Here is an 18,882-nt window from a genome sequence, read left to right as displayed (position 1 = left end):
TATCTCTCCTCAGGTCAGCGTCTTGAGCGCGCTGTCCACGAGCCTATCAAGATTGCCGTCATGCGCAAAGCCCGCATGCTCCGCAGCCGGAGTGGCAAGCGGTGGCTGCGCGCCGAAAGCGGCCTCCAACGCGGCATCGGGCAAATAGGTGACCAGTTCCGCCGATGCGCCGCACTGGCGCGCTATGGTGGCGGCAAGGTCACCCATCGTCACCCTCAGCGCAGGGAGGGTGACAGCGTAAGTCGGCGGCAGCAGCGCGGTATCGAGCGTCAGCGCGTGGATGAAATTGTCGGCACAGCGCGACACCGATTGCGCCCAGATGGTTGCCTCTGCGGAGACCGGGCAGGTAAAGGCCTCATCCGCGCGCAAGGCGTGGAACAAGTTGGACATGAACGCGCTTTTCATGCCCGATGGGCCTTTGGGGCGGGCCAGAATCCCCGGCAGCCGCACGGTGACCCCGTCGATCAGCCCGCGATTGGCAAATAGCGCGACCGCGTGTTCCATCATCGCCTTGTGCGCGCCGTAGATCATCTTCGGGCTGAGCGGGGTGGCGTCATCGACAAACGGGGGCAGCGGATCACCAAACACCGCGATCGAACTGGCATAAACGAAGCGCGGCCGGTTGCCGAAGGCGCTGCTCTCCAGCAGCAGATCGTACATTGCGTCGATATTGATGCGGCGCGAGGCGGCGGGGTCGGCCTCGGCCGCGCCGCCCGGAACCGTGGCCAGATGGACCACCGCATCGGTGCCGTCAGCCAGTGCCTCGGCCCGCACTTTCGCATCGCCAAGGTCGCCGACCACCGTGCGGGCGCCGGGCAGAAGCCCCGCGCCCGCCGTATCGACCCCGGTCACGTGGTGGCCAGCGGCCAGAAGCTTGCCGACCAGCTCGCGCCCGACGAAACCGCCCGCGCCGGTGACCACCACTTTCATAGCAACACCCCTCAGAACGAGGCCGAAAGGCGCACGCCATAGGTCTGCGGGGCCGAGAAGTGACCGACCGCGACCCCGAGTGGCGAGGATTGCGGCGACAGATCGCGGCGCTGCTTTTCAAGATTGCGGATGAAGCCGGTGACCGACCAGCCGCCATTTGCGCTACGCACGGTCAGCGCCGCATCGGTGGTCCAGTAGGCCGGGATCTTTTCGAAGGCGAGGTATTCGAACGCGCCCCACTGGCTGTCGCGCCAGGCCGTATCGATGTTTGCGACCAGTTCCAGATCATGCCCCAGCGGCACGACCTGCTCTGCGCCAAGGTTCACCGTCCATTTCGGGCTGAACAGCAGCGGATTGCCCGAGCAGTTGAAGTCCTTGACCGGTGCGCCACCCGCGCTGGCGCCGGTCAGCGTGAACGGGCAGGAAAAGTTGTCGCGCGGCGATGCGGTGTACAAGTGCAGGTCGTCGTACTTGGTGTCGAGGTACTGGACCTTGGCATTGAGCGTCGTGCCGCTCATCGGCTTGGCCACCAGATCGGCATCGAAGCCCTTGATCGTGGCCTTGCCTGCGTTGACGTTCGAACTGATCAACGTGCCGCTGGTGTCGACGGTGAAGTAGGTGATCTGCTGATCCTTGTACTTCCACAGGAACCCTTCGAGGTTAAGCTGCAGGCGGTTGTGCAGGAAGCGGTTCTTCGATCCGATGCTGTAGGCGGTGATGAACTCGGGCTTGTAGCTGGTCACGCTCTCGGTCATCTGCAGGCCACCTGCGCGATAGCCCGATTCAACCGTGGCATAGAGCAGGCTGCTTGGCCCTGCGTCGAACTCGGCCGAGGCCTTCCACGTCACCCGCGAGTAGCTCCGGCTGTCGACGACCGGGTTGTAGGTCTTGAGGATGGCGCCGACCCCGTTGACCAGCGGGAACACCTGATAGCCGGGTTGGTCGGTGCTGGTCGATGCGATCCAACCGTTCGATTTCAACCAGTTGATCGTGTCGCCAGTGTTCAGGAAATTCGGGAAATGGGGGATGGTCCCCGGCGCGGCGCAACCTTGCGCGAACGAGCCAGGCGGCGTGATCAGCCCCGGCGGCGGTGCGCCGCAGAACGTGATGAAGTTGTTGATCAGGCCGTCGATCGACTTCTTGTCATGCGTGAACCGTGCACCGCCGATCAGCCGGAAGCGGTCCGCGACATGCCCCGTCAGCTGGCCGAACAGCGCATAGCTGTCGGTCGTGTGCCGGTAGTCCTGAATCGGCAGGACGAATTCCTGATTGTATTCGTTCTGCGCCTTGATCTTCTCGTTGAACAGGAACGCGCCGACCACGTAGTCGACGATCCCCGCCTTGCCGGCCAGCCGGGCTTCAAGGCTGAACTGGTTGACCTTCTCGTTGGTCTTGGCGGTGTTGAATGCCGGGCCATAGAACAGCGAATGGTCGGAACTCTGGCGATAGGCCGGGATCACCGTGACTTTGCCGATGCTGGTCTGCCAGTTCAATTCGGCGTTCAGGCCCCAATAGGTGCTGTCGGCCTTGGGGTCGCTGTTCATTGCGCCAAGGAAAGCAAAGGCTGGGGCGCCCAGATTGCTTTTGCGGAAGGCGTTGGCGGCGGCGGTGTTGAAGCCTTCGCTGGCATCAAGTCCCGAAGGGAAGAATGTGTACCCGCCGCTGCCATCGGGCGCGAAACCGCCGATGTAGCTGCCGCCGATGCCCTTGCCGCCGACATGGGTGTAATCGGCGCCAAGTCGCACCGACAGATCGGTCGAAGGCTCGTACAGGAACTGCGCGCGCACCGAACCGCGCTTGGCATCATCGGTGCCGTCGCGGTTGTAGCCATCGTGTTCGCTGTAAGCGCCAGCGATGCGCAGCGCGGTGTTCTCGCTGGTCGCAAGGTTGATGTGCGCGTCGCCTTCGATCGCGCTGTAATTGCCATACGACAGGTTGAAGCCGCCGCTGGTGCGGCCGATCTCCGGGCGCGCCGGAATGATGTTGACCGCGCCGCCGGTGGCATTGCGGCCATAGAGGATGCCTTGCGGGCCCTTCAGCACTTCGACGCGGGCAAGGTCATAGAAGGCCGCGCCGAACACGCCGCCACCGCGTCCAAGCACGACGCCATCGTAGGACGGAGTCACGGCCGGATCGTTGTAGCTGCTGGTGGTGATGTTGCCGACGCCGCGAATGAAGATCGAGGCGATGCCGCCGCCCGATGCCGGAACGCTGAGCGCCGGAACCGACTTGGTGATGTCGGAGGCATTGGTGATGCCGCGGCTGATCAGCGCGTCGCCTGCAACCGCATCGATCGCGATGGCGGCGCGCTGCGCGCTTTCGACCTTGCGCTGGGCGGTGACGACAATGTCGGTGATGCCGCTGTCATCGGCGGGCGTTTCGGTTGCGGCGCTGGCTGCGGCAACCTGCTGGGCCTGAGCCGGTGTGACCCCGCAAAGGGCCAGCACAAGGCACGATGCCGACAGGTGCGCAGCATGACGGACAAACTTTTGCATATGACCTCCCCATGTTTTTTGCGAGCCCATGCGCAATGGCCGGGCGCGATGTTCACGTCTTTGATCGTCAGGTAGCGGCAAGCGCGGTCAAGGTCGCACCGATTGTGTGGATAGCGAGGTATCCATGGTTCGGATTTGCCTCTTGCCCGGCGCTGGGTAGGTCTGGCGTCATGGATCGGGAGAACATCAGCAGCGTCGAAAAGGCGCTCATCGTGGGCGGCGGGATCGGCGGCATGGCCGCAGCGATCGCGCTGGCAGAACGCGGCGTGCGGGTCGAGATCGTCGACCTTGACCCCGACTGGCGGGTCTATGGCGCGGGGATAACCATCACCGGGCCGACACTGCGCGCCTATCGGCGGCTGGGGCTGCTCGAAGCGGTCAAGGCGCAAGGCGCGATCACCACCAAGACGCGGCTGTTCCGCTATGACGGCACCCACTTGCACGATCTGGATGAACCGGTGATCGAGGAAGGCCTGCCCGCGACCGGCGGCATCATGCGTCCGGTGCTGCACCGGATCATGCAGGGCAAAGTGCGCGAACTGGCCATCCCGGTACGGCTCGGGCTGACGGTCGAGACGCTGCAAAACGACGACACCGGCGTTGCTGTGGTGTTTTCGGATGGCTCAAGCGGCCATTACAATTTGGTCGTCGGATCGGATAGCGTCGCCTCGCACGTGCGCGATCTGGCCTTCCCACACATGGCTCCGGCTGTGCCGACCGGGCAGGGGTGCTGGCGCATCTCGATCGCAAAGCCGCCCGGGCTCGAATATGGCGAATTCTACCTTGGCCACGCCAATCCTTGCGGGATCACCGCTTGTGCGCCCGACAGCGTCTATATGTGGATGCTGACCGCGCACGAGGAGCGCGAGCGCTTCATGGACGAGGAGGAACTCTTCACCGAACTCAAGCGCCTGCTCGCCGACTTCGGCGGCAACGCCGGCTGGATCCGCGACACCATGACCCGGCAGGACTGGATCAACTATCGCCCGCTGGCCGCCGTGCTGCAGCCCGCGCCGTGGTATCAGGGACGGATCGTGTTGCTGGGCGATGCAGTGCACGCAACCACGCCGCATCTGGCCTCGGGCGCGGGGATGGCGGTCGAAAGCGGCATCGTGCTGGCCGAGGAGCTGGCCCGTGCCGATGACGTCGAGGCGGGCCTGCTAGCCTATCAGCAGCGCCGCCTGCCGCGTTGCAAGGACGTGATCGACAGTTCGGTGGCGGTCGGACGCCTGCAACTGGCGCACGGCGATCCGCGCGAGCATGCGCATATTCTTGAAGGAGCGTTGTCGCGGCTCAACCAGCCGTTCTGACCCCGCCGTTTACGGTCAGTGGCTGAGCAGCATCGGCAGGCCGGCCAGAATGGCGTCGATCAGCACGTCTCGGTCAAGCCAGGGAAATTCGGGTCGGGCGATCAGCAGCGACACCAGCCCGTGCACATGCATCCACGTCATTTGCGCCAGCAGCAGCGCCTTCGGTCCATCCTCGCCGACCAGTTCGATCAACACGCGGTGCATGACCGAAAAACAGCGCAATCCGGACGCCAGCACCGGGTCGTTGAGCAGATCAGTGTTGGCGCTCGCCGGGTCGGGCGGGCAAGGCTTCTTGTCCTCAAGCATGAAGGCCACGCGATACATGTCGGGATTGTCGAGCCCGAACTCGATATAGGCGCGCCCCATCAGCACCAACCGTTCACGCGCGGTGGCCGAGGTGTCGGCATCGCGCTCCATCCGCGCCGTCAGTGTGTCGAACGCGCGCGCGCACAACTCGCCGCCGATCTCGTCGGCATTGCGGAAATGGGCATAAAGCGAGGGCTGCGAGATGCCCACTGCCTGCGCGATCTGGCGGGTGGTGACGTTGGCCATGCCCTTTTGCGCGAACAGTTTCAGCGCGACATCCAGAATCTGGTCACGCCGTTGCCCGCTGCGGGCACGGTGGCCCGTCTGGCCATCGGGTTCCTTTGCGCGGGGCGGGGCAGCGACTTCGTTCATGACAGCATTGTGGCGGCTTGACAGATGGCGGTCAACCTATCATTGATTGGCTATCGGTGATCGGTTGACGATGGCAAGGCATCGTCGGGCGTTCCCGTCCGGCGCAGGAAGGCTTGCTGTCATGACCCGACAACCACGATACCTGATCGCTGCAGGGCTGGCGATAGTCGCCGCCGGTGGCGCTGTGCTGGTCGTCCGATCCGGTGTGGGCGCGCAAACGCCTTCGGCCGAAATCCCTGCGCTGCCGGTTCAAGTAGCGCCGGTGCAGGGCGCTGGGGGCGCCACTGGCGATGCCGCTGGGGCACAAGGCGAGGCCACCTTTTCCGCCACGATCCACCATGACCGCGAAGCGCAACTGGCGTTCCGGCTGCCGGGGCGGATTGCGGCCTATCCGGTGCGAATCGGTGATCACCTGCCGCGCGGTGGATTGCTCGTCAGCATCGAAGCGACGGCTTATGCCGCGGCCAGCCAGCGCGCAGCAGCCGATCTTGATCGCGCACGCCGCGCTGCCGGTCGCTATGCCGCGCTTGCGCTGGAAGGCGCCGCCGCGGGCGCGCAGGCCAGCGATGGAGCCGATGCCGCGCGAGCGGCTGAAGCGGCGGCGCAAGCGGCCCGCTATGACCTGCAATCGACCCGACTGGTGATGCCCTTTGCCGGTGCGGTGATCGCCCGGCGCGGCGAAGTGGGCGAGGTGGCAGCGGCGGGCCAGTCGCTGGTGACGGTGGCGGATACAGCCTCGCCGCTGGTTGCCAGTGTGCAAGTGCCGGTTGCCGTTGCGCAAGGCTTGCGCGCGGGCCAGCACGCCAGCGTGGCTCTGGCATCGGGGCAGACCCTGAACGCGCGCGTGCTGCGCAAGGCCGCCGCCGCCGATGCACGCAGCGGACTGCTGCAGATCGATCTGGTGTTGCCTGCCGGATCGGGAGCCGTGAGCGGTACTCCTGCGTCAGCGCGCTTTGCTAACGGTTTGGGGGCCGCAAACGGTTCCGACGTCAGCACGATCCCCGCCGAAGCTGTGCTTGAGGCGCAGGGCGATCGCGGTTGGGTCTATGTGATCGACAGCGGTGCACGTGCCCGGCGTAAACCGGTGGGGCTGCTGGGCTTCGTCGACCGTGAGGCGCGGATCACCGGGCTGGCTGCGGGCGCGCGGGTGATCACCAAGGGGGCCGGTTTCGTCAGCGAAGGTCAGCGCGTCACGGTGACACCGTGAACGGCTTGATCCGCTTTGCCGTCGGGCGCTCGCAGTTCATGCTGCTGGCTCTGTCGCTGCTGGTGGCGCTGGGCATCATCACCGCGATGGGCCTGCCCCGCACCGAAGATCCGCCGCTCTCAAGCCCCGGTTTCACGGTCGTGGTGGTCTTGCCCGGCGCCTTGCCGCAGGCGGTCGAGCAGCAGGTGACCCGTCCCATCGAGGACGCGCTCGCCGGGCTCGACGACTTGCGCGACCTCAAATCAACCAGCGGCGATGGCGTCGCCACGATCGAGGCCGAATATGTCTGGGGCGTCAACGCCGAACGCAAGTACGACGAGGTCGTGCGTGAGGTGAATTCCCTGCGTCCGAACCTGCCGACCGGTGTGGTGCGGGTGGATATCATCCGCCACCGCCCGACATCGGTGCCGATGATGCAGATCGCGCTGGTCAGCGACATTCTGCCGATGCGCTCGTTCGAAAAGGTCGCCCGCGACCTCAAGAACCGGCTTGCGCGGGTGCCCGGCATCCGCAAGGCCGAAGTGCTCGGCGCCTCGCAGGGCGAGGTGCGCGTCTCGCTCGACATGGCGCGCATGGCCGCCCAAGGCATCGCACCGGGAGCGGTGGTCGATGCCCTGCGCGCTGGCGGTAGCGATACGCCGATTGGCTCGCTCAACACCGGCGATCGCCGTTTCAACGTGCGCTATGCCGGTGCCTATCCCGATCTGGCTGCGGTCCGCGCCACACCCCTGACCACCGCTAGCGGTCTGACGATCCGGTTGGGCGACCTTGCCGACGTGTCCTGGGCCGAGCGCGAGCCGCGCCACATCATCCACTTCAACGGCAAGCGCGCGCTGCTGGTCACGGCCGAACAGGGCAACCGGCAGGATGTGACCGTGCTGACCCGCACCATCGACCGCGAAATCGCGGCCTTCCGCCAGATCCTGCCCGGCAGCGTGCGGCTGGAAAAGGGCTTCGTTCAGGCCGAGAACGTCAAGGACCGGCTCGATCACCTGACCCGCGACCTGCTGCTGGCGCTTGGCATCGTGGCGATCACGCTGCTGCCGCTGGGCTGGCGCGCCGCCGTGGTGGTGATGGTGGCGATCCCGGTTTCCCTGCTGATCGGGGTGCTGGCGTTGGCCGCGTTCGGCTTGACGTTGAACCAGTTGTCGGTCGCCGGGTTCGTGCTGTCATTGGGTTTGCTGGTCGATGACGCCATCGTGGTGATCGAGAACGTGGCGCGCTGGCTGCGCGAAGGGGCCGACCGCACTACCGCCGCCATCGGCGCCACCTCGCAAATCGCCATGGCGGTGATGGGTTGTACCGCCTGCCTCATGTTCGCGTTCCTGCCGCTGATCGCGCTGCCCGAAGCCTCGGGCGAGTTCATCCGCTCGTTGCCGGTCTCGGTGCTGGGCACGGTCGCGGGTTCGTTGCTGGTGGCGCTTACGCTGATCCCGTTCGTGGCGGCGCGCGTGCTGAAGCGCGATGAGGATCCGCACGGCAACCGCCTGTTGCGCGGGCTGACCGGCGTGATCGAGCGGGTCTATGCGCCGCTGTTGCACCGTGCGCTCGACCGGCCATGGCGCGCGCTTGGCAGCGTGCTGGCGCTTTCGTTGCTGGCCGTGCCACTGCTCATGGCCATCGGCACCAGCCTGTTTCCACCCGCCGATCTGCCGCAATTCGTGGTCCGCGTCGAAATGCCGCGCGGCTCTGCCTTGCAGACGACCGAGGCCATGGTTGCCCGCGTCGAACAGCGGTTGCGCCGGGAAAGCGCGATTGCCTGGACGGTTGCCAACGCCGGCCGCGGCAGCCCAACGCTCTACTACAACAACCAGCCGTCGCCCGAAGATCCGGCGCTGGGCGAAGTGGCGGCGGCCTTGCGCAAGTGGGAGCCCGAAAGCAGCCCGCAAGTGCTCGAACGGTTACGCGCCGATTTCGCCCGCATGCCGGGCGCGCGGATCAAGCTCGTCACGTTTACGCAAGGGCCCTCGGTCGACGCGCCGGTCGCCTTGCGCATCGTCGGACCCGATGTGGCGACCCTGACCCGGCTGGCACATCAGGCAGAAGGTGTGCTGTCATCGATGCCCGAACTGCGCGACGTCGGCAATCCGCTGCGGCTGGCGCGTACCGACCTGACGCTGTCGGTCGACGATGCCCGCGCCCGCGCCTTGGGAGTGCCGTCCGGTGCCTTGCGCAGTGCGGTGCAGATGGCGCTGGGCGGGGTCTCTCCGGCGATCGTGCGTGATGGCGACGACGACGAATATCCGGTTACCGTCCGCTTGCCGATGGCCGAACGCAACGAAATCGCCGCGCTCGACCGGATTCTGGTGCCCACTGCCAGCGGCGCCAGCGTGCCGCTGTCCAGCCTTGCCAAGCCGATCGCGGTCTCGGGTCCGGCCGAGGTCGACCGCTACCAGCGCGAACGCTCGGTCACGCTGACCGCATGGGTCAACGAAGGCACGCTGGTATCGCGCGCCACCAAGTCGGCGGTGGAGCGCATCCAGTCCGCCATTCCGTTGCCGCCCGGCTATGCGCTGAAAGTCGGTGGCGAAGCGGAAACGCAGGCGCGCAGCTTTGGCGGATTGCTCCCAGCGATCATTGCGGCATCGCTTGGCATTCTGGCGGTTCTGGTGCTTGAATTCGGCCGGTTCCGGCTGGTGGCGGTGGTTGCAGGCGTGGTGCCGCTGGGCTTCTTCGGCGCGGTGGCCGCGCTGTGGCTGACGGGCAACAGCCTGTCGTTCACCGCCTCGGTCGGCCTGATCGCGCTCGTCGGCATTGAGATCAAGAACTCGCTGCTGCTGGTCGACTTCACCGAGCAGTTGCGCCGCGAAGGGATGGGCATCCGCGAGGCGGTGGAGCGGGCAGGCGAGATGCGCTTCCTGCCGGTGCTGCTCACCTCGATCACGGCCATCGGCGGGCTGCTGCCGCTGGCGATCGAGGGCAACGGGCTCTATTCACCGATGGCCATCGCGATGATCGGCGGGCTGGTTACCTCGACCCTGCTGGCGCGCATCGCCACGCCGGTGATGTACCTGCTGCTGGCCGGCCACCGCTCTGCCGACGGGCAGGTGTCCGACGGTGCTGCCCTACAAGGAGCCGTGGCATGATCCGCTTGTCTCGGTTTGTCAGCCCGCTTTGCGCCACCTTGCTGTTGGCGGGATGCGCCGGCAATCCTCCGCTTGCGCCGCTCAAGCCGCCGGTCGCGCCGAACTGGCAGGCCGCCAATGCCGCGCCTCGCCAGCAAACGGGGCTGGCGGCAAGTGCGCAGCAGGAGGGCTGGTGGCATGCCTATGGCGACCCGGCGCTCGATGCGCTGGTCGCCCGCGCGCTTGCGGACAATACCGACGTGGCAGTTGCCTTGGCCCGTGTCGACCAAGCGCGCGCGGCCAGCAGGGCCAATGGCGCGGCGCGGTTGCCGTCCGGTCAGGTATCAGGCTCGCTCGCCCGCGCCGAACAGTCGCTCGACAGCGGCTTGGGGCGGCTGACGCGCTATGTGCCCACGCTGTCGCGCACCCAGAACGAGGCGGTGCTGTCAGCCAGTCTGGGCTGGGATCTCGATCTGGCAGGGGGCTTGCGCAAGGGCCAGCAGGCCGCGCGCGCCGACGCCGTGGCTGCGCAAGCCGGACTCGCAGCAGCGCAACTGGCGGTCGCCGCCTCGGTGGTCGAAAGCTATCTCGATTACCGCGCGGCGCAGGCGCAACTGGCGCTGGCGCAAGCGCGCGTAGATCAGCTTTCCGACCGCCTGCGCTTTGCCGAGGCGCGGCTGGCGCATCAGGATGGTTCAGCGCGCGATCGCGATGACCGTGCCGCCGAGCGCAGCGCCGCGTCGGCGGCAGTTCCGCTGTTGCGCGCGCAAGTTGATGCGGCGCGCTATGGACTGGCGGTGCTGACCGGGGTGACTGCGCAGACGCCACTGCCCGAACTGGCCGGTGCCGCCGACATCCCGCAGGCAAGTGATCCTGCGGCCGGAGTTCCCGCCGACCTGCTGCGCTTGCGTCCCGATCTGGTCGTGGCCGAAGCGCAAGTGCTGGCCGCGCACGCCCGCGTCGGCGCAGCGCTGGGGGAATACTGGCCGCACGTGACGCTCAACGGGTTGATCGGTTGGGACACGAACAGCCTTGGCAGCTTCGGCGCGGATTCGGCACGGGTTACGCAAGGGGCCATCGGGTTGCGCTGGCGGCTGTTCGACTTTGCCCGCATCGATGCGGAAGTCGCCGCCGCCAAAGGGCGCGAACGGGAGTCGCTGGCCAGCTATCGCGGCGCCGTGCTGAAGGCCGGATCGCAAGTGGAAAGCAGCTTTGCCGCGCTGGCCGCAAGGCGTGCGGCGTTGCAGGCGCAGCAAGACCAGTTAACCGCCGTCAGCAGCGCCTTGCACCGCGCCGAGGCCGCGCTGCGGGTGGGCGAGATCAGTCAGGATCAGTTGCGCGGCGCAACTCTGGCACAGATCGCGGCCAAGGCCCAAGTCGTTGAGGCGCGCGCGGCACTGGCTCAGGCGGTGCTGGCCTGCCATCGCGCGTTGGGCGGGTAGCGCGGGGGAGGATAGCTCGGGGCGGGTAGCTCGGGGGATGGTAGCTTGGGCGTCGACTTGCCCTGCCGGATCGCTGTCAGTGCGCAGCCTCAGCCACGCTGGCAGATGCCGAGGATGGTCCGGCAGTGGCCTGCTTGCGCCACCTGACCAGCAGCAGGAACGGAACTGCGGCTACACAGGCGATTGCCATGCCGAAGAAATCGTCGATGTACGCGACCATTGCGGCCTGCTGGTTGACCATGCCATCGACCACGCGCAGCGCCATTTCGGCCGCGCCACCGTAAGCGGTGATGCGATCAAGATCGAACGGCACCAGCATCCGCGTGACGTGGGCGCCGATCTCGGCATGGTTGATCTGCAGATTGCGCGCCAGCATGACCGAGGCGGCCGAAATGCCAACCGACGATCCCAGATTGCGCATCAGGTTGCCGAGGCTCGACCCATCGGTACGGTAGGCTGAAGGAAGGGTGGCAAAGGAGATCAGGTTCATCGGCATGAACGTGAAGCTGATGCCCACCCCCTGGATCAGGCCGGTCATGATGATCGGTTCGCGCGGCATTTCCACCGACCAGCCAGTCATCAGCCACAGCGACAGCGCCATCAGCAACAGGCCTATGGTCAACAGCGCGCGCGGATCGACCCTGGCCATCAGCGGCCCGAACAGCGTGATCGACAGCAGCATGCCTACCCCGCGCGGACATAACAGTAGCCCCGACTGGAACGGCGTATAGCCATAGATCTGTTGGAGCAGCCCGGGCAGCAGCGCCATGACCGACATCATCACCAGTCCGATCAGGAACATGAAGCCAAGGCCGACGGTAAAGTTGCGGTCGCGGAACAGCGCCAGCGGAAACAGGGGGTGCTCGTTACTTATCAGATGGATCACGGCCATCCAGCCGCAACTGGCGGCAATGATCGCGTAGATCACGATCTCGCCCGACGCGAACCAGTCCTTGGTCAGCCCGCGATCGAGGATCAACTGCATTGCGGACACCGCCAGCGCCACCAGAATCCAGCCGAATAGGTCGATCTTGCGCGGTTGGGTCGGGGTTTTGGGCAGAAACAGCAGCAGCAGCGCGAAACATCCGATCCCCACCGGCAGGTTGACGTAGAACACCCAGCGCCAGTTGTAGTTGTCGGTCAGGAAACCGCCGATGATCGGACCGCAGATCGGCCCCAGCATAACGCCTTGGGTATAGATCGACATCATCCGGGGGCGTTCGGCCAGCGTGCTGGAATCAAGTGTGATCGTCTGCGCAAGTGGCGCCAGAAAGGCTCCGGCAAGGCCCTGCAAGATGCGGAACAGCACCATCTGCTCGATGCTCTGCGCCGCACCGCACAGCATCGATGCGACCGTGAACAGCAGGACCGATCCGAGCATGAGCTGGCGCAGACCCACCCGGTTGACCAGCCAACCAGCCAGAGGCAGCGCCACGGCAGAGGCCAGCACATAGCTGGTCAGCACCCAGGTGATCGTGTCCTGCGTCGCCCCCAGCGAAGCCGCCATGTGCGGCAGCGCGACGTTGGCGATGGTGGTATCGAGCGTCTGCATGATCATCGCCGCCATCGCGCCGACCAGCAGCAGCGCCCGGTTGCGCGACACGATCACCGGAACATCGGTGTCGGCCATGGCCCTATTTGCCGACATGGACCGTTACTGTGGCGCTCAACCCTGCGATCAGCGGCCGGTCGGACTTGCTGTCGATGGCGATCCGTACCGGCACGCGCTGGATCACCTTGACCCAGTTGCCGGTGGCGTTCTGTGCAGGCAGCACCGAAAATTCGGACCCCGTGCCCGCTCCGATTGAATCGACATGGCCTGTCAGCTTCAACCCGGGATAGGCATCGAGCCGAATGTCGGCTTTCTGCCCTGCACGCATATGGTTGAGGTCGGTTTCCTTGAAGTTGGCGTCGACCCGCGTACCGCCGTCGCGCATGACCGTTGCCATCGGCACCCCGGGGAACACCATCTGCCCGACTTGCAGCCGTGAAACTTGCGTGACGATGCCCGCAGCGGGCGCTCGCACCACGGTGCGGTGCAGATCGAGCGTGGCCTTGGCACGCGACGCGCGTGCGGCAGCAACGGCCGGGTTAACCCCCGGCACTTGCGCGCCCTGAGCGAGCTGCGCGCGCGCTTTTTCCACCTCGGCCTCGATCGAGAACAGTCGGTCGCGCGCACTGGCGACGGCGTGCTGCGCCTGATCCATGTTGGCGCGGGTGTTGAAACCCCGGTCGAGCAAGGCCTTGGCGCGCGCGAAGTTCGCTTCGGCCAGCGCCACGTCGTCGCGCGCACCGGCCAGATCGGCAGCGTTGGCGCCGACATCGGCCTGCAGCGCGATGATCCGCGATTGGGCGTTGGCGATCTGGGCATCGGCCTGGTCGATGGCGACCTTGAAGTTGGACGGATCGATGGTGAACAGCACGTCGCCTGCATTCACATGCTGGTTCTCGCGGACGTTGACCGATGTGACAAGGCCGGTCAGTTCGCCAGCCACCGAAACCATGTCCTGTTTCAGATAGGCGTTGTCGGTCTCGACCTCACCTTGATGGCCGAACCAGTACCACAGAGCGATCCCGATCACGATGATCGGACCCGCCACCATCAACGCCAATCGGCTGCGGCGGGCACGGGTGCGCTGAACATGGGCGGCGGCAGCTTGCAAGGCGGGCGTATCCTTGGCGGGAAAGGGATCGGCTTCAGCCATGGGCCAGTTTCGCTTCGGTTATCGGTTCATCGGACAAGTTCGCGCGCAGCCGTTGCAACAGTGCAAGGACTTGCTGATGCTCGGTATCGTCAAACCCGACCAGCGCGTCGGCAAACACGTCAGTCGCGCATTCGGCCAACCGTTCCATCAGCCGTTCGGATTCGGGGGTCAGGAACAACCGCCACTTGCGCCGGTCGGCAGGATCGTGGCGACGTTCGACAAAGCCCACTTTCTCCAGCCGGTCGATCATACGCCCGGCGGTGATCGCCTCCACCTCCAGCCAACTCGCCAACGCGCACTGGTTGGTTCCGGGGGTGCGCCGGATGGCGGCGAGCATGCGCCATTGCGGGCCAGTGACGCCGAGCTGGCGCGCGGCCACGTCGAACCGCTTGCGGAACAGCCGCCCGACATCGGTGGCCAGAAAGGCGACGTTGTTATTCATGTCCTGCCGATAATAGCAGTGCTTGGTAAAGTCAATTTGACGACTCGACTGCGGTCATTCCGGATTGGCGCAAGGCGGCTCGTTACCGTCCGACCGCCCTGCGTTAGCGGAAGGGCGGCTCGTTAAACGCGCGCAGCTTGCGGCTGTGCAGACGGGCGCCTTGCTGGCGGAGCAGTTCGCAGGCGGTCGTGCCGATTTCGAGGTGGGCGGCGATGGCTTCCTCATAAAAGCGGTTGGCCTGTCCCGGCAGCTTGATTTCGCCGTGCAGCGGCTTGTCGGACACGCATAGCAGGGTTCCGTAGGGTACGCGGAAGCGGTAACCTTGCGCGGCGATGGTGGCGCTTTCCATGTCGATGCCGACCGCGCGCGACAGGTTCAGCCGCTTGGCCGAATGCGAATAGCGCAGTTCCCAGTTGCGATCGTCGGTTGTCACCACGGTGCCGGTGCGCATGCGCTTTTTCAGGTCGGCGCCGCCGGTGCCGCTGACCATTTCGGCCGCCGCCTGCAAGGCCACCTGCACTTCGGCGATGGCGGGGATGGGGATTTCAGGCGGCAGTACCGGATCGAGCACGTGATCGTCGCGCAGATAGGCGTGTGCCAGCACATAGTCGCCGATCTGCTGGGTGGGGCGCAGGCCGCCGCAGTGGCCGATCATCAGCCACGCTTCGGGGCGCAGCACGGCCAGATGGTCGCAGATGGTCTTGGCGTTGCTGGGGCCGACGCCGATGTTGACCAGCGTGATGCCCGACCGGTCGGGCGCGACAAGGTGATAGGCCGGCATCTGGTGCCGCCGCCATGCGGTGTCGGACAGGCGGTCGCGGGCATCGTCGGTGCGTTCGGTGATCTCCATGCCGCCCGCGCCCGACAGCGCGACATAGCGTGACCCATCCAGTTGCTTCCCGGCCCAGCCAACGAATTCATCGACATAGCGGTGGTAGTTGGTGAACAGGATGTACTTCTGGAACGCTTCGGGCCGGGTGCCGGTGTAATGCGCCAGCCGGGCAAGGCTGAAATCGGTGCGCAACCCGTCGAACAGGCTGAGCGGGAACGGGCCATCGCCGACGATGTATTCGGCATCGGCAATCTCATCCCCGATGTGGGCCAGTTCGGTTGTGGGAAAGTGACGGGCAAGATCCTGCGGCCGCACTTTGCCGATTTGTGCGCCATAGGCGCCGTCGAGCACATAGGGGAACGGGATTTCCTGACGCGATGGCGCGACCTCGACGCCGACATCGTAATCCTCAAGAATCAGCCGCAACTGTTCGCCCAGATAATCGGCGTAGAGCGACGGGCGCGTCACCGTGCAGGCATAGTTGCCGCGCTGGGTAAGCCGCCCGAAGGCGCGGCCCGTGGACACGTTGTCGGGATCGCCCGGCAGGCGGATGCGCAGTTCGGGGTAGCAATATGACCCATCGCGCCGCCGCGATGCCGGCGGAACCGTGCCATTGTCGGCAAAGGCGGCGATATCGGCGCGCAACTGCGCCACGGCGCGGTCATAGAGGCGGGCGAGTTCGGCGAGGATGGTGGCAATGGCGTCCATCCGCCGAACTCTATCGCGCCTTGGTGACGCTGCAAAGGCGTTGCCCCGGAAGTGGAGCGGAAAGGATCGGGCGAGGCGGTTCGGACAAATCCATTGATCGATCAAACGGCGGAATGTGGTGGTTAGCTGCCGTTCAAAGGAGGACCTATCGGACCTGCGTCATGTCGAGATTGAGCCTTCACAATCTTGAATCCGGCACGCCTTGCTGAGTTTAGCGCTGATTGCACACATCTCGTTGGCGTGGCCGGAGCGTGCGTGATGACAATTCCACGCTTCTTGTCGAACCGGGCCTCCAAGTCGCTTTGGAACTGAGCGGCAGTCAAACCAACATCTCCCGTCCAAATCCAGCATTCGCCCCTCTCAAATGTCACCGATACGACGTATAGCGGTGCATCGTCATGAGAAGCGGGCAACGATGAGGCGCTTACAAGCAGCGCAAATGAAGCCAAGCTTATCGAGACGTTCATCCTGAATCCTTGTCAGTCATCGGCAATGTCCGCAACTGTTGCGGCTGCTGCCATCCGGGAAAAATCGTTGCGCCACCTCAGCACGACGGCGGGAATTGGTGGTTAGCGGACATTTCTACAAACACCTTGTCCGTCGCCCCGTGCTTGACACGGGGCCGGGCTTTCCTTGCGGCCTCGCGTTTGGCATGTGGGAGCGAGGGAAAAGGGCGGCTGGCTGGATTTTCGGGACCAGTGGTATCCAGCGGGGATGGTGCCGTGAGGCGACGCCGAAAGGCAGCCAAGCCCCGTGTCAAGCACGGGGCGACGTCAGGTTCTGGTTGGATTTTTGGTGAACCGCGATGTCTGCAAGTGGGCGCTTCCAGCCACTCGCCAACACATTGGGCCACCCCCCTAAATCACCCACGCGGCCTATTTGATCGTCAGCACCTGCGTGCCCTTGATGTGCCCGGCAAGATCGGCGGGGGTGAAGTAGACCGGGCGCAAGTTGCCGTGGGCGTAGCGGTCGACCTGATCGGCGAAGTGGGGCGAGGCGGGGTCGTTGCTTTCGCCGCCGATGCTGACGGCGCGGGCGCGCACTTGCGGGCCGAATTCCACCACCGCGACGAAGCTGTTGCCCTTGGTGCCGTAATAGCGCTTCGTGCCCGGATAGCGCTTGGCCCCGAACGAGGCGAGGGCCCCCCACTGCGCGCTGGCAAAGGCGATGGGCGTGCTCGGCTTGGCGTCATCGAACGTCTGCTCGATTGCGCCGTCATTGCGCTGGTAGCGGTTGATTTCGCCCCACGGGACGGCCCAAGTACCAAAGTCGGCCTGCAACCGCGCCACCGCTTCATCCAGAGCGGCGAGGCGCTGTTCTGGCGTGGCCTTGGCATCCATCCAGTCGTAGACCGAAATGCCCTGCGCCTTGGCATCCGCGGCGCCCTTGGCCCACAGCGCCTCGGCCCAGAACACCGCAAGGCTGGTGGCGGTCGAGGCGATGCCATTGCGCTGGTTCCAGCTTTTCAGCAGCGCGATAGGGGCGGCACGCGCAGCGTCGGGCGCGGCGGCGTCGGCAGCGAACAGGCCGGGCAGCAGGCGGGTGAAGGCTGGCAGCCACGGATCGTAGGCCGCGCGCATCAGTTCATCGAGCGTGAAATCCTTGCGGCCTTGCAACACCTTGACCGCATGCGGCCCGCGCGGATTTTCACCGACCTGATCCATGTAGCGCGGGAAGTCGGCGGCGCGCGGACTGTCGGGCCCGGCCGCGCTCCACGGGCCATTGTTGGTGTTGAATACCCAGCCGTTCTTCGGATTTATGGCCTGTGGCAGGCTGGACAGCGGATGCAGTCCCTTCCAGTCGGTGGCGGGATCGCTGCCATCGACCGGCTTGGTATAGTCAAAGCGACCATCGCGGACCGGCACGAATTGCGGGTGGAGATAGGCGATCTCGCCCTTGCTGTCGGCAAACAGGGTGTTGTTCGAACTGTTGGCCTGCAGCGCGGCCACCTTCAGGAAACCGGCCAGATCGGTCTGCTTGGTGCGCAGGAAGCTTTGCTGAAGCGCAGCGACCGGACGATTCATCAGCGCTGTGGCGATCCACTTGTCGCCATCGGCGCGCGTGATCGGCCCATGGTGGCTGGCATACGTGGTGAAGGTCCGGGTTTTCAGCGAGCCATCGGCCTGCCGCACCTGCAAGGTAACGGGCTTGACGGTGAGCGGGCGCAATTCCTTGCCATAGCGATAGCCGGTTCCGCCCGTCGGCAGCGGCAGTACGGTTTCGGCAAATTCGTCGATGTTGTCGATGGTGCTGCTGGTGTGCATCCAACCGGCCTGCGCGTTGAAGCCCTGATAGATGAAGAACTGGCCCCACGTCGCCGCGCCATAGACGTTCAACCCGGTGTCGCTGCTGACTTGCTGTTCCGACCGGAAGAAGAAGCTGGTGTGCGGATTGATCAGCAGCAGCGCATGGCCGTCCTTGGTCAGCGCCGGGGCGATGGCCATGCCGTTCGACCCTTGCGGTTCGCGGAACAGCAAGCCGCGCTCGGCCATGGTCAGCGCCACCTGCTTCTTGCCATAGAACGCTTCCAGCTGGCTCAGCGGCACTTCCTCGATATCGCCGCCGATGCTGCCTTCGGAAAAGCTCAGCGCCATCCACGGCTCGAACCGGGTCAGCACTTTGGCCTTTGTCTGCGGGTGATCGGCCAGATAGGCGTTGAGCCCGGCCGCCCAGGCATCCATCAGCTTGCGCAGCCAGACCGGGCTTTTGGCATAGTCGGCCTTGAGCCCCTCGGGGTCGATGAACAGCCGCTGGCGCAAGTCCTGCCACACCGCGCCGTCGCCCTCGGCTTCGGCCAGGCGCCCCAGATTGACGAGGAAGTTGCGCTCGATCCGGGGAAAGTCGTCCTCTGCCTGCGCATAGATCATGCCATAGATCGCATCGGCATCGGTTGCGCCATGGACGTGGGCGATGCCCCAGTCGTCGCGGGTGATGGTGACGGCGCGCGGGGCGGCAGCGGTCGGCTTGACTGCATGCGCTGGCGCGGCGCACAGGGCCAGCAGAGGCAGGGCGGACAGGGCGGCGAGACGGGCCATAAGGCTGCGACGGAGCAAGGTCATGCCGGGGTT

At 65.5% G+C, this 18,882-nt stretch carries 12 protein-coding genes; 4 read left to right on the top strand and 8 right to left on the bottom strand.

Annotated elements, in window-relative coordinates:
• Positions 1-9: 9 nt before the first annotated feature.
• Positions 10-930 carry an NAD-dependent epimerase/dehydratase family protein gene (locus LDN95_RS07380; protein ID WP_226017014.1) on the bottom strand — a complete coding sequence of 307 codons (921 nt, stop codon included), beginning with the start codon at positions 928-930 and terminating at the stop codon, positions 10-12.
• A gap of 11 nt (positions 931-941) precedes the next feature.
• A complete protein-coding gene (locus tag LDN95_RS07375) occupies positions 942-3,425 on the bottom strand; it encodes a TonB-dependent receptor (RefSeq protein ID WP_226017013.1) in 2,484 nt (827 codons plus the stop codon).
• A gap of 170 nt (positions 3,426-3,595) precedes the next feature.
• Between LDN95_RS07375 and LDN95_RS07370 the strand changes: the two genes are divergently transcribed.
• On the top strand, positions 3,596-4,735 hold the full coding sequence (locus tag LDN95_RS07370) for an FAD-dependent monooxygenase (RefSeq protein WP_226017012.1): 1,140 nt from the start codon (positions 3,596-3,598) through the stop codon (positions 4,733-4,735).
• A gap of 15 nt (positions 4,736-4,750) precedes the next feature.
• On the opposite strand, the gene LDN95_RS07365 is transcribed toward LDN95_RS07370, so the two are convergent.
• The gene (locus LDN95_RS07365; protein ID WP_226017011.1) at positions 4,751-5,413 is read right to left on the bottom strand and encodes a TetR/AcrR family transcriptional regulator; all 663 of its coding nucleotides are present in this window, start codon (positions 5,411-5,413) and stop codon (positions 4,751-4,753) included.
• A gap of 121 nt (positions 5,414-5,534) precedes the next feature.
• On the opposite strand from LDN95_RS07365, the gene LDN95_RS07360 reads away from it, so the two are divergent.
• Genes LDN95_RS07360 through LDN95_RS07350 form a run of 3 tightly spaced genes read left to right on the top strand, consistent with a single transcriptional unit; the run spans position 5,535 to position 11,127 of the window.
• On the top strand, positions 5,535-6,620 hold the full coding sequence (locus LDN95_RS07360) for an efflux RND transporter periplasmic adaptor subunit (RefSeq protein WP_226017010.1): 1,086 nt from the start codon (positions 5,535-5,537) through the stop codon (positions 6,618-6,620).
• Complete coding sequence (locus tag LDN95_RS07355) at positions 6,617-9,706, top strand: efflux RND transporter permease subunit (RefSeq protein WP_226017009.1); 3,090 nt, start codon at positions 6,617-6,619, stop codon at positions 9,704-9,706. The genes LDN95_RS07360 and LDN95_RS07355 overlap by 4 nt, the downstream gene beginning before the upstream one ends.
• Positions 9,703-11,127, top strand: coding sequence for an efflux transporter outer membrane subunit (locus LDN95_RS07350; protein ID WP_226017008.1), 1,425 nt, complete (start codon positions 9,703-9,705; stop codon positions 11,125-11,127). The genes LDN95_RS07355 and LDN95_RS07350 overlap by 4 nt, the downstream gene beginning before the upstream one ends.
• A gap of 76 nt (positions 11,128-11,203) precedes the next feature.
• Here the strand turns inward: LDN95_RS07350 and LDN95_RS07345 are convergent, their stop codons facing one another.
• The 5 genes from LDN95_RS07345 to LDN95_RS07325 all read right to left on the bottom strand — a co-directional run bounded on the left by LDN95_RS07345 (position 11,204) and on the right by LDN95_RS07325 (position 18,873).
• Entirely contained in the window at positions 11,204-12,757 is a 1,554-nt protein-coding gene (locus LDN95_RS07345; RefSeq protein WP_226017007.1) for a DHA2 family efflux MFS transporter permease subunit, read from the bottom strand.
• A gap of 4 nt (positions 12,758-12,761) precedes the next feature.
• Complete coding sequence (locus LDN95_RS07340; RefSeq protein WP_226017006.1) at positions 12,762-13,832, bottom strand: HlyD family secretion protein; 1,071 nt, start codon at positions 13,830-13,832, stop codon at positions 12,762-12,764.
• A complete protein-coding gene (locus LDN95_RS07335; RefSeq protein WP_226017005.1) occupies positions 13,825-14,274 on the bottom strand; it encodes a MarR family winged helix-turn-helix transcriptional regulator in 450 nt (149 codons plus the stop codon). The genes LDN95_RS07340 and LDN95_RS07335 overlap by 8 nt, the downstream gene beginning before the upstream one ends.
• Positions 14,275-14,377: 103 nt before the next feature.
• Positions 14,378-15,904, bottom strand: coding sequence for an AMP nucleosidase (locus LDN95_RS07330; RefSeq protein WP_370631666.1), 1,527 nt, complete (start codon positions 15,902-15,904; stop codon positions 14,378-14,380).
• A gap of 785 nt (positions 15,905-16,689) precedes the next feature.
• A complete protein-coding gene (locus tag LDN95_RS07325) occupies positions 16,690-18,873 on the bottom strand; it encodes a penicillin acylase family protein (RefSeq protein WP_226017003.1) in 2,184 nt (727 codons plus the stop codon).
• Between the last annotated feature and the right edge of the window lie 9 nt (positions 18,874-18,882).

The sequence above is a fragment of the Novosphingobium sp. FKTRR1 genome (genome assembly GCF_020404405.1).
Classification (GTDB): Bacteria; Pseudomonadota; Alphaproteobacteria; order Sphingomonadales; family Sphingomonadaceae; genus Novosphingobium.
Note: the sequence above shows the minus strand (reverse complement) of the source record. Positions and strands in the feature narration are given on the sequence as shown.

Coding starts and splice junctions, on each gene's coding strand:
- LDN95_RS07380 (WP_226017014.1), bottom strand. CDS start 930: ATGAAAGTGGTGGTCACCGGCGCGGGCGGTTTCGTCGGGCGCGAGCTG.
- LDN95_RS07375 (WP_226017013.1), bottom strand. CDS start 3,425: ATGCAAAAGTTTGTCCGTCATGCTGCGCACCTGTCGGCATCGTGCCTT.
- LDN95_RS07370 (WP_226017012.1), top strand. CDS start 3,596: ATGGATCGGGAGAACATCAGCAGCGTCGAAAAGGCGCTCATCGTGGGC.
- LDN95_RS07365 (WP_226017011.1), bottom strand. CDS start 5,413: ATGAACGAAGTCGCTGCCCCGCCCCGCGCAAAGGAACCCGATGGCCAG.
- LDN95_RS07360 (WP_226017010.1), top strand. CDS start 5,535: ATGACCCGACAACCACGATACCTGATCGCTGCAGGGCTGGCGATAGTC.
- LDN95_RS07350 (WP_226017008.1), top strand. CDS start 9,703: ATGATCCGCTTGTCTCGGTTTGTCAGCCCGCTTTGCGCCACCTTGCTG.
- LDN95_RS07345 (WP_226017007.1), bottom strand. CDS start 12,757: ATGGCCGACACCGATGTTCCGGTGATCGTGTCGCGCAACCGGGCGCTG.
- LDN95_RS07340 (WP_226017006.1), bottom strand. CDS start 13,832: ATGGCTGAAGCCGATCCCTTTCCCGCCAAGGATACGCCCGCCTTGCAA.
- LDN95_RS07335 (WP_226017005.1), bottom strand. CDS start 14,274: ATGAATAACAACGTCGCCTTTCTGGCCACCGATGTCGGGCGGCTGTTC.
- LDN95_RS07325 (WP_226017003.1), bottom strand. CDS start 18,873: ATGACCTTGCTCCGTCGCAGCCTTATGGCCCGTCTCGCCGCCCTGTCC.